The organism is Microbulbifer maximicatervae (SeqCode) (genome assembly GCF_052467955.1).
Genome location: NZ_CP174329.1, coordinates 1,507,677 through 1,524,401 on the forward strand (window position 1 = coordinate 1,507,677; position 16,725 = coordinate 1,524,401).

At 48.0% G+C, this 16,725-nt stretch carries 17 protein-coding genes and 3 tRNA genes; 7 read left to right on the forward strand and 13 right to left on the reverse strand.

Annotated features, from left to right (window positions below):
- Positions 1–469 precede the first annotated feature (469 nt).
- From ACJJI5_RS06325 to ACJJI5_RS06335, 3 genes are all read left to right on the forward strand, one after another.
- Positions 470–1,021, forward strand: coding sequence for a putative adhesin (locus ACJJI5_RS06325; RefSeq protein ID WP_444925747.1), 552 nt, complete (start codon positions 470–472; stop codon positions 1,019–1,021).
- A gap of 556 nt (positions 1,022–1,577) precedes the next feature.
- A complete protein-coding gene (locus tag ACJJI5_RS06330; RefSeq protein ID WP_445355826.1) occupies positions 1,578–2,492 on the forward strand; it encodes a zinc metalloprotease in 915 nt (304 codons plus the stop codon).
- Between the two features lie 33 nt (positions 2,493–2,525).
- Complete coding sequence (locus ACJJI5_RS06335; protein ID WP_445355827.1) at positions 2,526–2,927, forward strand: hypothetical protein; 402 nt, start codon at positions 2,526–2,528, stop codon at positions 2,925–2,927.
- Positions 2,928–3,005: 78 nt separating this feature from the next.
- Here ACJJI5_RS06335 and ACJJI5_RS06340 read toward each other — a convergent pair whose 3' ends face one another.
- The 4 genes from ACJJI5_RS06340 to ACJJI5_RS06355 all read right to left on the reverse strand — a co-directional run bounded on the left by ACJJI5_RS06340 (position 3,006) and on the right by ACJJI5_RS06355 (position 6,385).
- A complete protein-coding gene (locus tag ACJJI5_RS06340) occupies positions 3,006–3,869 on the reverse strand; it encodes a DUF4396 domain-containing protein (protein ID WP_445355828.1) in 864 nt (287 codons plus the stop codon).
- Positions 3,870–3,907: 38 nt separating this feature from the next.
- Positions 3,908–4,507: a class I SAM-dependent methyltransferase gene (locus tag ACJJI5_RS06345; RefSeq protein ID WP_445355829.1), complete on the reverse strand. Its 600-nt coding sequence runs from the start codon at positions 4,505–4,507 to the stop codon at positions 3,908–3,910.
- Positions 4,508–4,535: 28 nt separating this feature from the next.
- The gene (locus tag ACJJI5_RS06350; RefSeq protein ID WP_445355830.1) at positions 4,536–5,105 is read right to left on the reverse strand and encodes a hypothetical protein; all 570 of its coding nucleotides are present in this window, start codon (positions 5,103–5,105) and stop codon (positions 4,536–4,538) included.
- 266 nt (positions 5,106–5,371) lie between these two features.
- Complete coding sequence (locus ACJJI5_RS06355) at positions 5,372–6,385, reverse strand: Vgb family protein (protein ID WP_445355831.1); 1,014 nt, start codon at positions 6,383–6,385, stop codon at positions 5,372–5,374.
- A gap of 409 nt (positions 6,386–6,794) precedes the next feature.
- On the opposite strand from ACJJI5_RS06355, the gene ACJJI5_RS06360 reads away from it, so the two are divergent.
- Positions 6,795–7,976, forward strand: a complete 1,182-nt coding sequence (locus ACJJI5_RS06360; protein ID WP_445355832.1) for an MFS transporter — start codon at positions 6,795–6,797, stop codon at positions 7,974–7,976.
- A gap of 194 nt (positions 7,977–8,170) precedes the next feature.
- Positions 8,171–8,242 (forward strand) — tRNA-Cys (locus tag ACJJI5_RS06365).
- 84 nt (positions 8,243–8,326) lie between these two features.
- Here the strand turns inward: ACJJI5_RS06365 and ACJJI5_RS06370 are convergent.
- Together ACJJI5_RS06370 and ACJJI5_RS06375 are read right to left on the reverse strand one after the other, a co-directional pair.
- Positions 8,327–8,887: a disulfide bond formation protein B gene (locus tag ACJJI5_RS06370; protein WP_444958487.1), complete on the reverse strand. Its 561-nt coding sequence runs from the start codon at positions 8,885–8,887 to the stop codon at positions 8,327–8,329.
- A 10-nt stretch (positions 8,888–8,897) separates the two neighbouring features.
- Positions 8,898–9,053 (reverse strand): DUF5993 family protein, encoded by a 156-nt coding sequence (locus ACJJI5_RS06375; RefSeq protein WP_445356305.1) that lies wholly within the window; start codon positions 9,051–9,053, stop codon positions 8,898–8,900.
- A gap of 427 nt (positions 9,054–9,480) precedes the next feature.
- Between ACJJI5_RS06375 and ACJJI5_RS06380 the strand changes: the two genes are divergently transcribed.
- Entirely contained in the window at positions 9,481–10,188 is a 708-nt protein-coding gene (locus tag ACJJI5_RS06380; protein ID WP_444958486.1) for a SapC family protein, read from the forward strand.
- Positions 10,189–10,327: 139 nt separating this feature from the next.
- Entirely contained in the window at positions 10,328–11,410 is a 1,083-nt protein-coding gene (locus ACJJI5_RS06385; protein WP_444958485.1) for a sulfite exporter TauE/SafE family protein, read from the forward strand.
- Between the two features lie 118 nt (positions 11,411–11,528).
- On the opposite strand, the gene ACJJI5_RS06390 is transcribed toward ACJJI5_RS06385, so the two are convergent.
- The 7 genes from ACJJI5_RS06390 to ACJJI5_RS06420 all read right to left on the reverse strand — a co-directional run bounded on the left by ACJJI5_RS06390 (position 11,529) and on the right by ACJJI5_RS06420 (position 16,464).
- Positions 11,529–11,603, reverse strand: a tRNA-Gln gene (locus tag ACJJI5_RS06390).
- Positions 11,604–11,642: 39 nt separating this feature from the next.
- Positions 11,643–11,719 (reverse strand) — tRNA-Met (locus ACJJI5_RS06395).
- Between the two features lie 92 nt (positions 11,720–11,811).
- Entirely contained in the window at positions 11,812–12,765 is a 954-nt protein-coding gene (locus tag ACJJI5_RS06400; RefSeq protein ID WP_445355833.1) for a DMT family transporter, read from the reverse strand.
- Positions 12,766–12,823: 58 nt separating this feature from the next.
- Positions 12,824–13,915 (reverse strand): redox-regulated ATPase YchF, encoded by a 1,092-nt coding sequence (gene ychF, locus ACJJI5_RS06405; RefSeq protein WP_445355834.1) that lies wholly within the window; start codon positions 13,913–13,915, stop codon positions 12,824–12,826.
- A gap of 205 nt (positions 13,916–14,120) precedes the next feature.
- Positions 14,121–14,717: an aminoacyl-tRNA hydrolase gene (pth, locus tag ACJJI5_RS06410; RefSeq protein ID WP_444892988.1), complete on the reverse strand. Its 597-nt coding sequence runs from the start codon at positions 14,715–14,717 to the stop codon at positions 14,121–14,123.
- A gap of 5 nt (positions 14,718–14,722) precedes the next feature.
- On the reverse strand, positions 14,723–15,343 hold the full coding sequence (locus tag ACJJI5_RS06415) for a 50S ribosomal protein L25/general stress protein Ctc (RefSeq protein ID WP_445355835.1): 621 nt from the start codon (positions 15,341–15,343) through the stop codon (positions 14,723–14,725).
- Between the two features lie 191 nt (positions 15,344–15,534).
- Positions 15,535–16,464, reverse strand: a complete 930-nt coding sequence (locus ACJJI5_RS06420; RefSeq protein WP_108735320.1) for a ribose-phosphate pyrophosphokinase — start codon at positions 16,462–16,464, stop codon at positions 15,535–15,537.
- Positions 16,465–16,725 lie beyond the last annotated feature (261 nt).

Here is a 16,725-nt window from a genome sequence, read left to right on the forward strand (position 1 = left end):
GGCGTACTTGACTGTATGATGGTTGTAATGGGCAAGGATATTGTCTTTTATGTGTAATAGAACTTTTTGTCATGCGAAATTGAGTCTCAGTTTCTCTAAGGCAGCATAACCATTTTTTTGTGAGGTTGTTCATCAGGCCTTAAACCCTTTTACTCCTAGTTTGAAATGTGGAAGAAAAATTCCTTAATTGGGATCCTGTGGTTTTTTGGGGTTTTGTATGACGTTTGTTTCTCAGCTCATAGTTTTTTCACTTGTCATGATTACGGTTTTGCTTGAATGAGAGTGTGGTAATGAAGATTGGATTTCAGTCGCTTACATAGATTTTATTTTCGTTGATCTAGTTTTGTTTATCTGTAACCATTAAAAACAGTTGGGTTTTGTTTGAAAAGAATAATCTTAAATTTGTGACCGCATTTTGCTGGTGTAGTCAAAAAATAGATTCTCCAACCTTTGATCGATAAGGAATGTAATGAAAACTGTTCAGTTTGGAAAAGTAATAATTCATAAAAAGGAACAAGCCAGTGGTAATGAGGCGATCCTTTACGCACATGGTTCATTTGATAACGGCTCTTTTGGTAAGGCTGAATTGCCAGAGGGTTTGGCTCTATACTTCTACTCATTTCATGGTTCGGCATCTTCTGATCATGCAGTCAGGAGTTTGACAAAAACAGGTAAGCCTGCCAATGAGGAAAATAGTAAAGAAAAATTTGGAACTTTTGAGTTCCTAAATATGGGGTCAGGAAAAGTCCACTCTATAGCTGGTGGTGGTGCGAGCGTTTATAATTATAATCTCTCATATAATGAAAAAAGCCCTGGTCATCTGGATAATATCAAAAAGGCTTGGCAGAGTGGCCTTCATGATCATGATTTGATTTTGGTTGAAGATGGGGCTCATATTCATTTGGATGATGTTCTAAAAGTCATTACTGAAAATAAGTTAGGTTATAACAAGCTTCACTTTACTGCCTGCCGCTCGCCGAGTAGCGGGAATGATCTTAGCTCTCAAGAGCAGTGGGGCTAATTGAGAGTAGAGTGTTCACTCTAGTTTAAAAATTCCAGAATTTATAAAGGCCGCTTACCTCCATGATCACAGGAGGTAAGTGGCCTTTGTTATTTGTGATTGGCCTTTTGAATTAGATGCTCTAATGATTGGAATATCTTTTTATTATTAACCCCAGTTGGTGCGAGCTATTTTTGTGATGATGTATCATAAAAAATATAACTGTCCGCTTTGTTGAAATAAAATTCGGTATTTTTTATTGGAATTTTACCTGTCAGTAATTTCAGGTTCCTCAATTTTTTGTTCGCATTTTTAAGTGAGTTGCACCTTGGTTTTTCCGTGAAAAAATTTCACATGTAACTAATTTTATAGAGAAATGTATCTGTATTTTGTTTTTTTGAGTTTTTATTTTTTTTAGATTTGCTTTTTTCTTGTTGAACGTTACGCCTTATTAAAGAGTTTGATGTCATTATCATCAATTTAAGAATTGGTGCTATTGACAAAAGTTTATGGAAGCGTGGAAAGTTGGCGGGCTCTTATGGGAGTGTAAATAAATAATAAAATTAAGGCTTAGGTTATGAGAAAGACTGTTTCCAATATCTCGATAAAAACTGCTTTATCATTGTGCGTGCTTGCGTCATCAACTATAGGTTTTGCTCAAAGTGTTTCTTCGGTTGAGGCTGCCAACAATAGCGTTGGGCTAAAGCGCTGCGGTACAGACCACCCATCAGTTCAGGAAGCTGCATTAAAAGAGCAGCATTTTTCTACTCTGCGTGGTATATCAAGTGATAGAAGTGTGGCACACACATTGCGGCCCGCAGGTTCTGTAGAAGTTGATGTTTACTTTCATGTAATTACTGACTCAGCTAATAATGGAGCACTTTCTAATAGTGAGATTAATACGCAAATGGATGTGTTGAATGATGCTTACGCAAATACTCCATTTACTTTTAATTTAGTTTCAACCACTGTTACAGCAAATAATTCTTGGTATAACGTTGGTTACAATTCTTCGGCTGAACAGTCAATGAAATCTTCCTTACGAGTTGGCGATGCCGGGGATTTGAATATCTATGTAGCTGAAATTAGTGATGGCCTACTTGGGTGGGCTACATTCCCAAGTAGTTACTCCTCTGATCCACTTGATGACGGCGTAGTAATTTTAACTGGTTCTGTACCTGGAGGTGATGCTGCGCCCTACAATGAGGGGGATACCTTAACTCACGAGGTTGGCCACTGGTTGGGTCTTTATCATACGTTCCAAGGTGGATGTTTCGGCCGGGGAGACTACGTCTCAGATACTCCTGCGGAGAGATCGGCTGCTTATGGCTGCCCTGTTGGTCGGGATACCTGTACCAGGGGAAGAAATGCTGAAGGGGAAGATCCGGTAACTAACTTTATGGATTATACTGACGATAGCTGTATGTACGAGTTCACTGAAGGTCAGGCCACTCGCGCGGATGAACAAAGCGCGACTTATCGTGGTCTTTAACAGTTAAGGGGGGCTTGCCCCCCTTCTTCAATTATGAATAAAGAACATTATTTATTTTTAGTGCTGAGCTTACTAATTTTTGCTAGTTCGGATCTATTGGCTCAAAGGTTAGCTGTTCCAGAGTACGTGACCTGTGATCGAAACCAATTAACTTCATGGCAGGGGGAGATTACAAAACTTGTGCGGGTGAAAGATGGAGTTAAGCTTTGGGTTGCTACTGACCATGGAACAAATGAGGTTCTAAACCTGACTATGCCAAATTGGAAGGAGGTTCTCGGGCAGTTCCGCATCCATGGCCGTAATTTTCATTCCAGCGATTGGGAGAAACTCATTGATACTAAGGGGAAGCTTAAGGTGGGAATGAAAGCGATTGTTTGGTTATGTAATACTGAAGGTATAAGCCCGGTAATCAATTGGCAGCCACCCTCAGAGTGAAATCTTACTACAGGCGGAGAAAGAAAATTTTTGAATCTTATGCTTAAGCGATTATTTTGAGTGCATAAGGTTATTAGATCAAAAGTATATTGGTGTGATTTTATCCGTGACATAAATTGCAAGAAAAAGAACTATAAACGTGCCCGTTATCCATATACTTGATTCCATTATAGATAGAGAATGCATTTCCATTTTATGTGTTTCTGCTTGTGAGGTACCATAGGTGTGCGATGCTGAATTTGGGGCGCATTCATGAGAGCAATGACCAAGATTGGGCGCGGTTCCATCTTTTCCCGGAAGAGTCATACATCCGTGTTTTAAATGATTTTTTACCAGCCAATAGTTAATAGGGTAAGCAATGATACCTCCAACAATGGTTGCCAAGCTCATACGAAACCAAAAGGTAGCATTTGATGGGGCTTCAGAGTTTGGCCATATGGAAGTCAGTATCACCATAGCGGGTATCATGCCAGCCATAACCATGTTCATCGATACAGTTTCAGCAAAGAAAGTTTTGCCCACTGCTTTTAAGTAGTTTCCCTGATACATACTTCGCATCATCAATGCCTGAAAAATAAACAAACCACAAATAAAGCCAGCCAAGTACTCAATTATGGAGTCCCATCCATTGGTGAGGCCCAGTGTAGGTACAATAGATGCTGCGATAAGGATTCCAGTTGCATCACCTGCAAGACAATGCATTTCGCTATTTACACTTTGCTTCCATGTGGTCCTAGTGAATTGATCGTGGCCGCCAGGAAAGGGGCGGCGACAGGTGAGTAGGTAGAAGATTAAGCCGATGACACCGGTATAAAGAATCACTAATATCCAAGCCAGGCGCTGAACCCAGCTGGTTGGCGCATTAGTGATTGAGTCCCAAATAACAAAAACTACGCTGAGACCGGTAAGAATAAACCAAACAAGCATTGCTCCGTTTAACATATAGGCTACCCATGATAGAGGGAACGGGGTCTAAATAATTATATCTTCTGAGCAATCAAATAGGCGTGTAATTCTGGTGGTTGGTCGTACTCCAGATGTCTACAAATACAACCAGATGAAATAAGGAGTTGTATAAATTTATTTGTGCCTAAGGTGGAGTAATATAATTCCTGTCCCATCGCATTATTCTTATGATAGTCCTCTTTATCTGTTCCACCAAAGGAGAATATTAGAACGCCTTCCTTGTTTAAGTAAGACGCTAGCTTCCTTATAGTTTCCTCTTGTTTTTCAATTGGTATATGCCAGATGCTATCCCACGCGCTTATAAAGTCATATTTTTTTGTGCCTTTCCATTCACATATATCCTCTAGATAGAAGTTGACATTAGGGTGTTTATCCCTGGCGATCTCTATCATTCTCTTAGAAACATCAATTCCCTCGGGAGCAAATCCTTCAGTTTGCAGAAGCTCGATATGCCTTCCTGTGCAGCCACACCCTACATCTAGTGCCGAGCCTCTATTTTTTACAAAGCCAAGTGCCCGCTTATACTGGCTAATACCGTTGTTTCTGTTGAACTCTTTACGTTCCCATAGATCTGTGATGGTATCGTATGCTATCCCGGTCTGTTTCGGTTCCATAATTGTAAATTCTGTTTATAAATTTTATTTAATGATCGCTGCACGCTTTTTGTTTTGTAGAGTCGCTAGAGTTTGATTTATTTGAGGCGAATGCTTCAATACCTATAATTACAACGGTTGCCATGAGTATCCATACGAGCCACTTCATGCCATTTTGAGCTAGTGTAACTTTTAGTGGGTTGCCAATAAGGTAATCCATCAATGGTTGCCTCACTAGGGCGCCGTGAGTGGCTGTTAGTAGAGCTGAAAAAATTAGAATTCTAAATGGAAGTCTGTACTTGAATAGTTTGTCTTGTATCAGGATATATAGAATTATTGCAGCGACGCCATATTCGATTGATGTCAATAGAGCTATATATTTTATATTCCATGAGGGCTGTATGCTGACCCCTTGCATTTGTTGACTTATCCATTCTGGAAGCCATTCTGCAGAGGCGAGGTGGATAACGAAGCTGCTTGATGATGCGATGATAGCGATTATCAAAAGTGGTATCACTCTGTCTATTTTTTTATGCATTTTTATACCTAAATTAATTGTTATGTCGTTTTTTTGCATTAAAGCGTTATCGAATTTAAAATCAAGGTCGTTTAATTGCACTGTTAACGGTCTTTGGAGCCTCAAGATTATAATGAGTTCCTGGTTTTTTAAGAGGAGAGCAAAAACCTCAGTTTGTAGTTTGTAGTTGGTGGGTAGGGTTATGCAACGTTTGACATATTTACCTTTGTAGATATTTTAGGTGTTGGTACCAAGTATAATTTATTAGTTGTTGTTGCACTTGGCGCAGATCTACTGCTTTGAGTGAGTTTGGTTATTGATTTTGTGGGCGTCAAGCTGGTAGTACGCTTTTCGATCTATATATGCGTCTATTTTGGTATCCCCTGGTCAATAAATCCAGAATCAACACCAAACCAAAAGCTTCCATCCATATTGTTAAAATACATATATCTTATATTTCCACCACTTGGAACTGGGGTCTTGCTTGTGAATTTCTCTTTTTCTGTGTTAAAGGCAAAAATGATATTTGGAATCTCTCCAGTATCAGCGACCCAAAGTTGGTTATTGTTGTCCAGTGCTGTTCCGTAGGGGCGAGGATTCTTACTGGGTAGCTTCCACTCTTTAAACTCCTTGGTCGTCGGGGTATAGCGCCCCAAATAGCCTTCTGGATAATCTACATACCAAACATTGCCGGTAGGGTCGATTTCCAGTCTGCGAGGGCGAGCATTTGGGCGTGGCAGGTTAACCTCACTTATGGCCATGGTTTTTGCGTCTACTCGCGCTAACTTGTTGGTGCCAAATAGAGCTACCCAGGGGTTTCCCTGAGCATCAATCTTAATACCATAGGGGCGGGCATTAGCGGTTGTTGGGGTGGCACTTAGAACCTTGCCACTCTGTATATTTAACAGTCCTATGCGGTTACTTTGCTGGGCTGTGAACCAGATATTTCCCTCTCGATTGAAGATTAACGTATGTGGGTCTTTGATACCTTCTGGCATTGGATATTGTTTAATTTGTCCATTATTGGTGTCTAATCGCCCAATATGCGCATTGCGATTACCTGCATACCAAACAATATCGTTTGAATCCACAATCAGGTTATGAGGGTGAGTACCTTCAGGTATTTCATACTGCTTAAACTCTTCAGAGGTCGGTGTAAACTTTCCGATGTAGTTACCCGCTTGCCCACAGAACCAGACATTACCTTTACTGTCTACATGCGGGTCTCTGGGGAGTCCCTCCCAGGGCACCTTCCATTCGTTTAATTTAAGTTTGTCAGGTAAGTTATCTTCTTGAGCAGCGGCATTCGCCAGTAGGAGAGGGAGTGTGGTAAGTAGTATGACTAAGTTGAGATGATAAATTCGCCAGGAATGAATACGCATTTTTCTCTCCAAGAGTTATCTATGATTGGTAATCAGTCATGCTGTGGTGTAAGGCGCCTAGAGATATAGCAGTTAAAGCATAGGTGAATTTAGGTTGGAGTTGTCTGATTCTAGTCATTATATGTAGTGAGCTAAGCTTCCTCATCTCATTAAAAATACATGATTAGCGGGAATTTATACATAATTAGATGGCTTGCTACTTTTCCAATTGGTACGTCTTGTTCACCGTTTTTTCGGGCAGTTGAGCAAGTTGTTGGTCGGTGTTACCACTATTTAATGGCTTAATTAGTATTTAATTTTATGAGCTGCAATATTCTCGATGAAAACTCATTCTTCAGTACTATTTTTATAATTTTACAGTTGGATATTGAGGGCGTATATTGCGGGCCTTAGCTATAGGAGGTCATTTATGCTACAACGTCTTCGCCGGCCTGAAATTCTTTTGCTTATTCTGGCAGCTTCGATGCCGCTCTCATTTGCTGTTTGGAATACGTTACTTAATAACTTTGTTATTGAAAAGGCAGCATTTACCGGTGCAGATATTGGTTTGTTGCAAAGTGTGCGTGAGATACCTGGCTTTTTGGCCTTCCTAGTGGTCTTTGTATTACTTTTTGTCAGGGAGCAGAGACTGGCGATAATCTCCTTGGTAGCAACTGGCCTTGGGGTGATGCTAACGGGGCTGTATCCTTCATTGACCGGGTTGTTACTCACTACACTTTTAATGTCTACGGGATTTCATTTTTATGAGACCTTGCAGACTTCCCTGGCACTCCAGTGGTTCCCCAAACAAACAGCAGCAGTTTGGATGGGGCGTATGGCTGCCGCAGGTTCCTTTGCCGCGCTTCTGGCTTATGGTTTGGTGTGGGGTTTAATGAACTTCGCAGGTTTGGATTATTCATGGGTTTATCTAATTGGTGGTGGCGCGACCATTGTCATTGCTTTAGGTGCCTGGGTCCTTTTCCCTCAGTTTGCTCAGCCCCACAGCCAGCATAAGAAGCTTATTCTGCGAAAACGCTATTGGCTCTATTATGCGCTCACGATGATGAGTGGGGCTCGCAGGCAGATCTTTATAGTATTCGCTGGTTTTTTGATGGTGGAGAAATTTGGATACAGTGTGGGGGAGGTTGCTGCTCTCTATACGGTAAATCACTTACTTAATTTGTATATCGCACCGAAGATCGGACAGTTTATCGTTCGGTTTGGCGAGCGCCGTATCCTAACTTTGGAATATATTGGTCTGATACTGGTATTTGCGGGTTATGCGCTGGTAGAAAGTGCTGCGCTGGCAGCGGTATTATATATTGTTGACCATTTATTCTTTTCTATGGCAATTGCGATTAAAACCTACTTCCAGAAGATAGTCGACGAGCGGGATATCGCGGCTTCGGCCGGAGTCAGCTTTACTATTAATCATATTGCCGCAGTAGTTATCCCTGTAGTATTTGGCTTGCTGTGGCTTGTCTCTCCGCCAATGGTATTCTTTGCCGGGTCTTTAATGGCCTTAATTTCTCTTGGGTTGGCACAGCTGGTTCCAGAGCAGCCGTTGCCCGGTAATGAGGTTAGGGTTGGGCAGTATTCTGAGGCTACCTAGAAAGAGTTGATGGAGTTTTTGTTCCATTATCCTTGGCGGCAACTTAAACAAGACTGTTTACTATGAAATACGCGCAAGAACTTCTTTCTATATGTTGCTGCCAGGCAACCTGCGTGCTTCTGTAAATTTATTCGGAAGCGTTTTTGCTTCCGTAGAGTCAAAGAACCCGGAGCGGAAGCGCCGGGTTTTTTTATGGCCAGGTGGCAGAGAGGAAATGCGACGGTCTGCAACACCGTTTTTCACCGGTTCGAATCCGGTCCTGGCCTCTATTTATTCTGTTGATCTATGGATATATGCTTTGCAAGCTGTCTTTTGTATAGCTATCCCCCTTTTCTTTTCTCAGCTTGCTTTTAAATTCCGTCGATAGCGCCAAAGAGCCAATAGTTGTCTGGATTATCCGGGCAAACAGTAGGTCCACACTCTGCGAAGGTTATAAATATATTAAGTGTGGTAATTGAAAATGCAGCCACTATGGCCGTTTTTCCGAGAGCTCTCTGATCTCGAAAGCTAATAAATATGGGGTTCCCATATTGCTTATTAAATGCACTGACAATCGCGATGCCAATAATTGTCATGTAGAAGATAATCAGAGCCCAGGTGTAATAGTGATACCCCATTAATGGATTGCCATAACCTGGCGTTCCGGGAATAACATGTAGGCTGACTTGGCGCAGCGCGGTAGCGGCGCCAAATAGCGCTGACAGTGTAGCCAGGCTGTAGTGTAGAGGGCGGTTGCCATAGAGTACATTTAGCATCAGGCCAAATAAGACTCCTGTGAGCCCAATTCGTTGAAGTAAACAGAGAGGGCAGGGCAATTCTCCATTCACTAATTGAAAGTACTCTGCGGCGACGAGTACGGCACATACGGCGAGTATGCCCAGTGCATTAAGCTCTCGAAATGTATGGCCCATTCACCCTCCTCTACAAGGCTAAGTTGAGATTGTCGCCGGTGTGATAGCCCAGCCAGGCGATGCTTGATATCAAGGAAAAAATGAATGTTACGGTTGCTAGGGTGTGGTAATTCTTCACGGCTAGAGCCATTGCAAGGAGATGGAAGAGAAATAGTAGGCTCATCATAATGAGGCGCCCCTCGGTTTTTGCATCGAACTCACTCCAACCACTTTCAATCGTATAAAAAAGCACCACTTGTTACGATAGCTGTAGAGGTGGGGGGAGGGGTGATACAGGTAATGCGCTACCTGTCAGGGTTGGCTAGCTAATACTCGATTCGTTGAGTTTGAAGGTTGCCGGGTCACTTTAAGGGGGGAGTAGTGAATTTAATTGGTGCGATAGTCTTGAATAGTATTAACCTAATCAAATAAATTTGTCTTTAGGTTAATGTTGGTGGACTTTGTTTGCCAGTTGGGCTTCTTCCCTGTTTAATGCTGGCTTTGGTTTCCGGCGACTGTCGGAAAGCACTTGTCATCGTAGATGCGTAGAAGAGTGGTACGTTAGGGTATCTCTGAAAATTTAGTAACTATAAAAGTAGCTAGGAGTTGTACTTATGGCACAGATCAAAGCTTTGGATAAAAAGGCACATGCCAACCTGAAACTCACCCAAGACATTACTTTTGACCATGTAAGCAGTAATCATGTTCTGCCGCTGGTGGTTCAGGAAATCGTACAGGCAGCTCAGAGCTACCCGATCCTGTTCGTTAAAGACCAGAATACTGACCAGTTTAAAGTTGTGGCGCTTACCGGTCTGCGCCCCGGTGAGAACCTGTTCTCCGGTGCTGATGGCTGGAATGGTAGCTACATTCCTGTGCAAGTGCGCACTTACCCGTTCGTTTTGGTGAAGAACCCAGACAACGCGGATCAGGCTGTTCTGTGCATCGACGAAGACTCCAAGATGCTGAGCGACTCTGAAGGTGAAGCGCTGTTCGATGGGGAAGGCGAGCAAACTGACTTCCTGAAGAATCGCGCCCAGGCGGTGGTTGAGACTGCACAGCGTGTTGCTGTGACCGACTCTTTTATTGAGTTCCTGGTTTCCAAGGACCTGCTGACCCAGAAGAAACTGACTCTCCGTGTTAGCGAAGATGACAAGCCTTACGATTTGACAGGTTTCTTTGTTATCGATGAAGAGAAGCTTAACAAGTTGTCTGATGAAGACTTCCTGGAGCTGCGTAAGCGTGGAGCCCTGCCGGCAATCTACGCCTCTATGATGTCCTCTATGCAGGTTCAAAACCTGATTCGCAAGAAGCGCTTGAACTAATTGCGCTTTGCCCGGCAGCTGCGGCTGCCGGGCAACCCTCCTAACCGGAATAGGCGAACTCGCCAAATCTTGTCTTGATCCCATCTCACACTCGTACCACTATTGTCTCCCTCTGACGCTTTAGCTCACAAATAATAAGATGAAAAACGTGGCGCGATTCTCTCTTCGCTATTGGTTCGCTTGGTTGGTTCTGTTTTACGGTGTTTGGTTGTTCCTGATTTTACAGGGCGAGAACCTGGCCCTGGCACTCGAGCATTGGTCCATGGCCCTGGCGATGGCGCTGGGTAGCTATGCCGCTGGTTCTACGCCGATGGGAGGCGGGACAGTTGGGTTTCCCGTGCTGGTGCTGTTTTTTGATATGCCGGCAAGCCTGGGGCGCGACTTTAGTTTTGCAGTTCAATCGATAGGTATGGTCAGTGCCAGCTTGTTTATTCTCTGCCGGCGCCAGCAGCTGGCCTGGTCGATGTTGCGGGGGGCGCTGCTGGGCTCTCTTCTGGCGACTCCCGCCGGTATCCTGCTGTTTGCCCCTCTGATACCTGAACTCTGGGTGAAACTCTCCTTTGCCGTCCTCTGGGGCAGTTTTGGCATTTTTCATTTGTATCGCCTCAGCGAAATTACTGATTGTGAGCACGCGGGAGACCCCCAGTGCCCGACAGATTTTCGTGTCGGCTTGCTATTGGGTGCTTTTGCCGGCTTTTGCGTGGTGGCAGTTACCGGTGTGGGTGTAGACATGCTGGTGTATGCGGCTCTTGTGCTGTTGAGCAGGGTAGATCTTAAGGTGGCGATCCCTACATCTGTGGTGATCATGGCATTTTGTTCGGTACTCGGGGTAATAGTGAAGTCGCTGGCGGGAGATTGGCAGCCTGGCGTGTTTGGGAATTGGCTGGCAGCAGCACCGGTAGTGGCCCTTGGGGCGCCTCTGGGCGTTTTTGTGGTTAGCTTGCTGGGACGCAAGCCGACCCTGTTGATTGTGGCCTTCCTGTGCGTTGTGCAGCTTGTGTGGACTTGCATGTCCGAGAGTGAGGCTATGAAGGGATATGGCGGTCCGCTAGTGCTGCTGGCATTGCTGTGCTGCCTGGCGGGCTTCGAGTGGCTGCGGGCCCTGGGTTTGCGCAGGGAGCAAGTGCGAACGCCTGTAGCAACTTCAGGTACTGCTGGCCTGGAGCCCGATAGCGCCGAAGTGACAGTTATGGAAGCTAATGGTGTGGTGCTGCCGGAGTAGTTGATTTTTGGATTGCGTTCGCGGACGAGTTCTGGCGAGCTATTCGCAGAATCAGATAAAAAACGGTTGCGTTTTTGGTTGCTGCCCAGATTTGGGCCTGCTAGATAATTTAGGAAGATGGCTGGGGCGGAAGGATTCGAACCTTCGCATGACGGGATCAAAACCCGCTGCCTTACCGCTTGGCTACGCCCCAGTTTCAAGTTTCACAAAGAATAGTCTCTGTGATTTGAAATGGTAGCAAGGGGGAGACTCGAACTCCCGACCTCAGCATTATGAGTGCTGCGCTCTAACCGGCTGAGCTACCTTGCCATTTCTTTTGTTGTCTCGGCTGTCCCGAGGGCGCGCATTATTAAACGATGGGCCGGGGGTGTCAACATTTTTTTTGTATTCTTTTCAGATAGTTAGCGATTTTTTTCATCTGATGCTCGGGACTGCTCAGAACGGCGCCTGGAACTGATTGCGGCGAGGGCGGAACCGAGTACTACGGCGCCGGCGCCGGCCCAGCTGATCCAGTTGAGCGGCTCAACTGCAATATAGTCGGGCCAGATAGAGCTGATCAGCGTACTGAACAGAAGGGTGATGACTGGCACTAATGACAGGGTTGCGCTGACACTGGATGCCTCCCAGTGCGCTAGTGACTTGCTAAAAGCCCCATAGGCGATCAGCGTATTGGCGGTGAGAAATGCCAAAAGTACCCACTCGAGCCAGCCCAGGTGGGAAACCTTCATTGGCTCCGCCATGGGCAGGAAGAACAGGGTTCCTGCGATATAAATCACTACCAGTAAATCCTGGGGTGTTGCGCGGCTCAATATTTTTTTCTGGAAAAAGCCGTAAATCGCCCAGGTGACAGCGGCGATCAGGATATAGCCGAGCCCCAGCAGGTATTCGCCGCCGGCGCCACTGGTCAGCTCTTCCAGGCGCTGGTTAAAAAATAGCAGTAGCCCAATTACTACCAGTACTACGCCGCTCCACTGACGCGGCGAGAAGCGCTCGCCCAGCCAAAGTACGCTGGATATCAGCAGAAGCAGGGGAGCCAGCTGGATTACAACCTGGGCGGCGCCAGGGGTGATGTAATTGAGCCCGCTGGCGTAGGCAAGGTAGTTCACCAGGAGGCCGGCAACGGCGAGGATGGTGAAAAGCAGCAAGCCGCGACTGAAGAGTGGGCTGAGCTGCAACTTGCGCGCCTGCCCGTAATAGACGCCCGCCAACAACGCTGCACCGGCAAAGCGATACCAGGTAGCGGTACCGGGACTGATGTATTCGAGAAGCCCTTTAAGGGCGATGGGCAGGGTTGCCCACATAAATACGGTAATCAGTGCCAGGGGCAGGCCGACTTTCCAGTTTGATTGAGCCATGGAATTTACACTGGTAGGCGCGCCTCCCCGGGGTGGGGAGGCAAAAAAGGAGAGGCGGTTAGACGTTAAAGCGGAAGTGGATTACGTCGCCGTCGGCGACAATGTAGTCCTTGCCTTCCAGGCGCCATTTGCCGGCGTCTTTTGCTCCGGCCTCACCATTGTTGTCGATGTAATCGCTGTAGCCAATCACTTCAGCGCGGATAAAACCCTTTTCAAAATCAGTGTGGATTTTACCGGCGGCGTTGGGAGCGGTAGCGCCCAGTGGAATGGTCCAGGCGCGAACTTCCTTTACGCCAGCGGTGAAGTAGGTGTGCAGGCCCAGCAGTTGGTAGCCGGCGCGAATCACGCGGTTCAGCCCGGGCTCTTCCATACCCAGCTCTTCCAGGAACTCCTGCTTTTCTTCGTCGTCCAGCTCGGCAATTTCCGCTTCGAGTTTGTTGCAGATAGGTACCAGTACCGCGTTCTCTTCAGCGGCGATGGCTGCCACAGCATCCAGGTGCGGATTGTTCTCGAAGCCATCTTCGTCCACGTTGGCGATATACATGGTGGGCTTGATAGTGAGCAGGCTCAATTCGCGCAGGTCCGCCAGTTCGTCTTCTGAAAGCTCGAAAGAGCGCAGCGGCTTGGCTTCATCCAGGTGGGGCTGGATTTTTTCCAGCAACGCTTTCATCTTGATCGCGTGCTTGTCCTGCCCCTTGGCGGCGCGGGTAAAGCGCTGCAGGGCCTTTTCCACAGTGTCCAGGTCGGCCAGGGCTAACTCGGTATTGATTACCTCGATATCCGCTACAGGGTGTACCTGGTTTGCGACGTGGATAACGTTATCGTCTTCGAAGCAGCGCACAACGTGGGCGATAGCGTCGGTCTCGCGGATATTGGCAAGGAACTTGTTACCCAGACCTTCCCCCTTGGAGGCGCCCGCAACCAGACCGGCGATATCGGTAAATTCCATGGTGGTGGGAATTACCTTTTCCGGTTTGACGATCTCAGCCAGCTTGTCGATGCGGGGATCTGGTACCGGCACGACCCCAGCATTGGGTTCGATGGTGCAGAAGGGGAAGTTTTCCGCATCGATACCCGCTTTGGTCAATGCATTGAATAGGGTGGATTTGCCCACATTAGGTAGGCCGACAATACCGCAAGTAAAACCCATGGTGATATTTTTCCGTTTGCCCGAGGCGCATACAGCGCGCTCTGCTAATTGCGTTTGAGGTCCGGTAGTGGTTGCGCTGGCGGGATTTTGGATGGGCGGGATGTCTCGGCCACCTCAGGGTCCGGGCCAGCCGGGAAAATACCGGCAATTTAGCGCAGCACACTATCGAGATTTCCGCGGCAAAAGGCAAGCCGGCGGGTGGGATCTATTTGTTGGTGTGCAGCGTTTTCATGGCTGCGCCCCAGTCGCCGGAAGCGGCGGTGGGTAGAACGTCGATCGAGCGATCGATCGCATCAGCCAGTGTTTCCTGTTCCGCCCTGGGGGCTCGCTGGAGTACAAACCGGGCCACTTCGCTCGAGCTGCCGGGGTGGCCAATACCGAGTCGCAGGCGCATAAAGTTTCGGTTGTTGCCCAGTGCGGCAATGATATCCCGCAGGCCGTTGTGTCCACCGTGACCGCCGCCGGCTTTCAGGCGCGCGATACCGGGGGCTAGGTCCAGCTCATCGTGAGCGACCAGAATGGCTTCCGGGGGAATCTTGAAGAAGTTCGCCAGTGGGCCGACAGATTGGCCACTGCGATTCATATAGGTGGTGGGAATCAGCAGCCGGATATCCTGGCTGCCGACCCGCACACGGCCAGTGAGGCCGTGATACTTGCTGTCGAGGCTGAGCTGGGTGCCTTGTTGGCGGGCCAGCTCGACAACAAAGTCGGCACCGGCGTTGTGTCGCGTCCGATCGTATTCCGGTCCGGGGTTTCCCAGGCCGACAATCAACTGGATCGGAGTATCCGGTGCCGCAGCCAAGGCGATTACTCTTCGCCTTCGCCAGCTTCGGCTTCAGCTTCCACAGCGCCGCGAGGCTTGTGGATAGAAGCTACAACCAGGTCGTGGTCTGCACCGTGGCTCAGTGCCACAGACTCAACACCTTCCGGCAGTTTCAGGTCGGAGATGTGCAGTACGCCGTCCATATCCAGGTCGGCCAGGTCCACTTCGATGAACTCAGGCAGCTTGCCGGCAGGAGCGTTAACTTCCAGCTCGGTCAGGGTGTGGGAAACGATACCGCCAGCCTTAACACCTTTGCTGCTCTCTTCGTTCAGGAAGTGCAGAGGTACTTTAACGTGTACTTTGGTGTTGGCAGATACGCGTTGGAAGTCGATGTGCAGCAGCAGGGCTTTAGCCGGATGACGCTGCAGGTCGCGCAGAATAACTTTCTCTTCTTTGCCGTCTACGTCCACAGTCAGCATGGAGGAGAAGAAAGCTTCGTTTTCCAGAGCTTTGGTCAGGTCTTTGTGCAGCAGGGAGATAGAAGCAGGCTCTGCTTCACCGCCGTAGATGATACCGGGTACACGGCCTTCCAGGCGACGCAGGCGGCGGCTCGCACCTTTCCCTTCATCGCTGCGGGCAATGGCGTTCAATTTAATATCAGACATGGGATAAACCTCGGGTTGTCTGTCCAGAGTGACCTGCGACCGGACCGCTCTGGCATGGATGTTAAAATTGGGCACTGGGCCCAAAAGTAATTGCCCGGCAGTGCCGGGCGGGCGCGTATTCTACGGGAATCAGCGCTAAAGGCAAAGTGCCCCGGCATGCGGGGCGCAGAGATACCTTGACCGGCAAGCTCCTAGCGGAACATTGCGGACAGGGATTCCTCATTGCTGATACGGCGCATGGACTCGGCCAGCATGGCAGACAGGGTCAGCTGGCGAATTTTTGGTGCCTTCTCCATTTTGTCACCCAGGGGGATGGAGTCGGTAACCACCAGCTCATCCAGAACGGAGTTGTTCAGGTTGGTGATGGCGTTGCCGGACAGTACCGGGTGGGTACAGTAGGCCACAACTTTCTCGGCGCCGTGCTCTTTCAGGGCGTTGGCGGCGTTACACAGGGTGCCGGCGGTGTCGACCATGTCGTCTACCAGTAGGCAGGTGCGGCCGCTGACTTCACCGATAATATTCATGACTTCGGCAACATTGGCGGCCGGACGGCGCTTGTCGATAATGGCCAGGTCGCAGTCGAGGCTCTTGGCCACGGCGCGGGCGCGCACAACGCCGCCGATGTCCGGGGATACTACCACCAGGTTCTGGTACTTCTGGCGCTCGATATCGTCGAGCAGGACAGAGGAGCCGTAAACGTTATCCACAGGAACGTCGAAGAAGCCCTGGATCTGTTCCGCGTGCAGGTCGACGGTTAATACGCGGTCGATACCTACGCTCACCATCATATCGGCAACCACTTTTGCGGAAATCGGCACGCGCTGGGATCTTACGCGGCGATCCTGGCGGGCGTAGCCAAAGTAGGGGACTACAGCGGTAACGCGGCCGGCGGAGGCACGGCGCAGGGCGTCTACCAGCAGGATCAGTTCCATCAGGTTGCGGTTGGTGGGTTGGCAGGTGGATTGCACCACGAAAACGTCGCGGCCGCGCACGTTATCGGTAATTTCTACTGCAATCTCGCCGTCGGAGAAGCGCTTGACCGTGGCTTCACCCAGGGGGATCGCCATATGGTCGACAACCTTCTGTGCCAGTTCCGGGTTTGCGTTGCCGGTAAAGACCATTAAGTCAGCCACTGCGAGTTCCTTTAATTCTGTCTTGAAGTGAATTGAAGTGTAGATGCCTGCATATTTGCTAGCAGTCAGGGTTTTTGCTGCAACACTTTTGCGTTGAGCGGATAAAAACAGGGTTTTGGCCACAGTTTTTTTCCTTGCTCAACGGGTTGCTCTGGGTGCGTGCTCGCACAACCATCGGGCACTTGCATTCAAGTCTGCCTTCAGGATTCTTTAAAAATTGGGGAGTGGCTCTGTAAAGCCCTGTGCGAA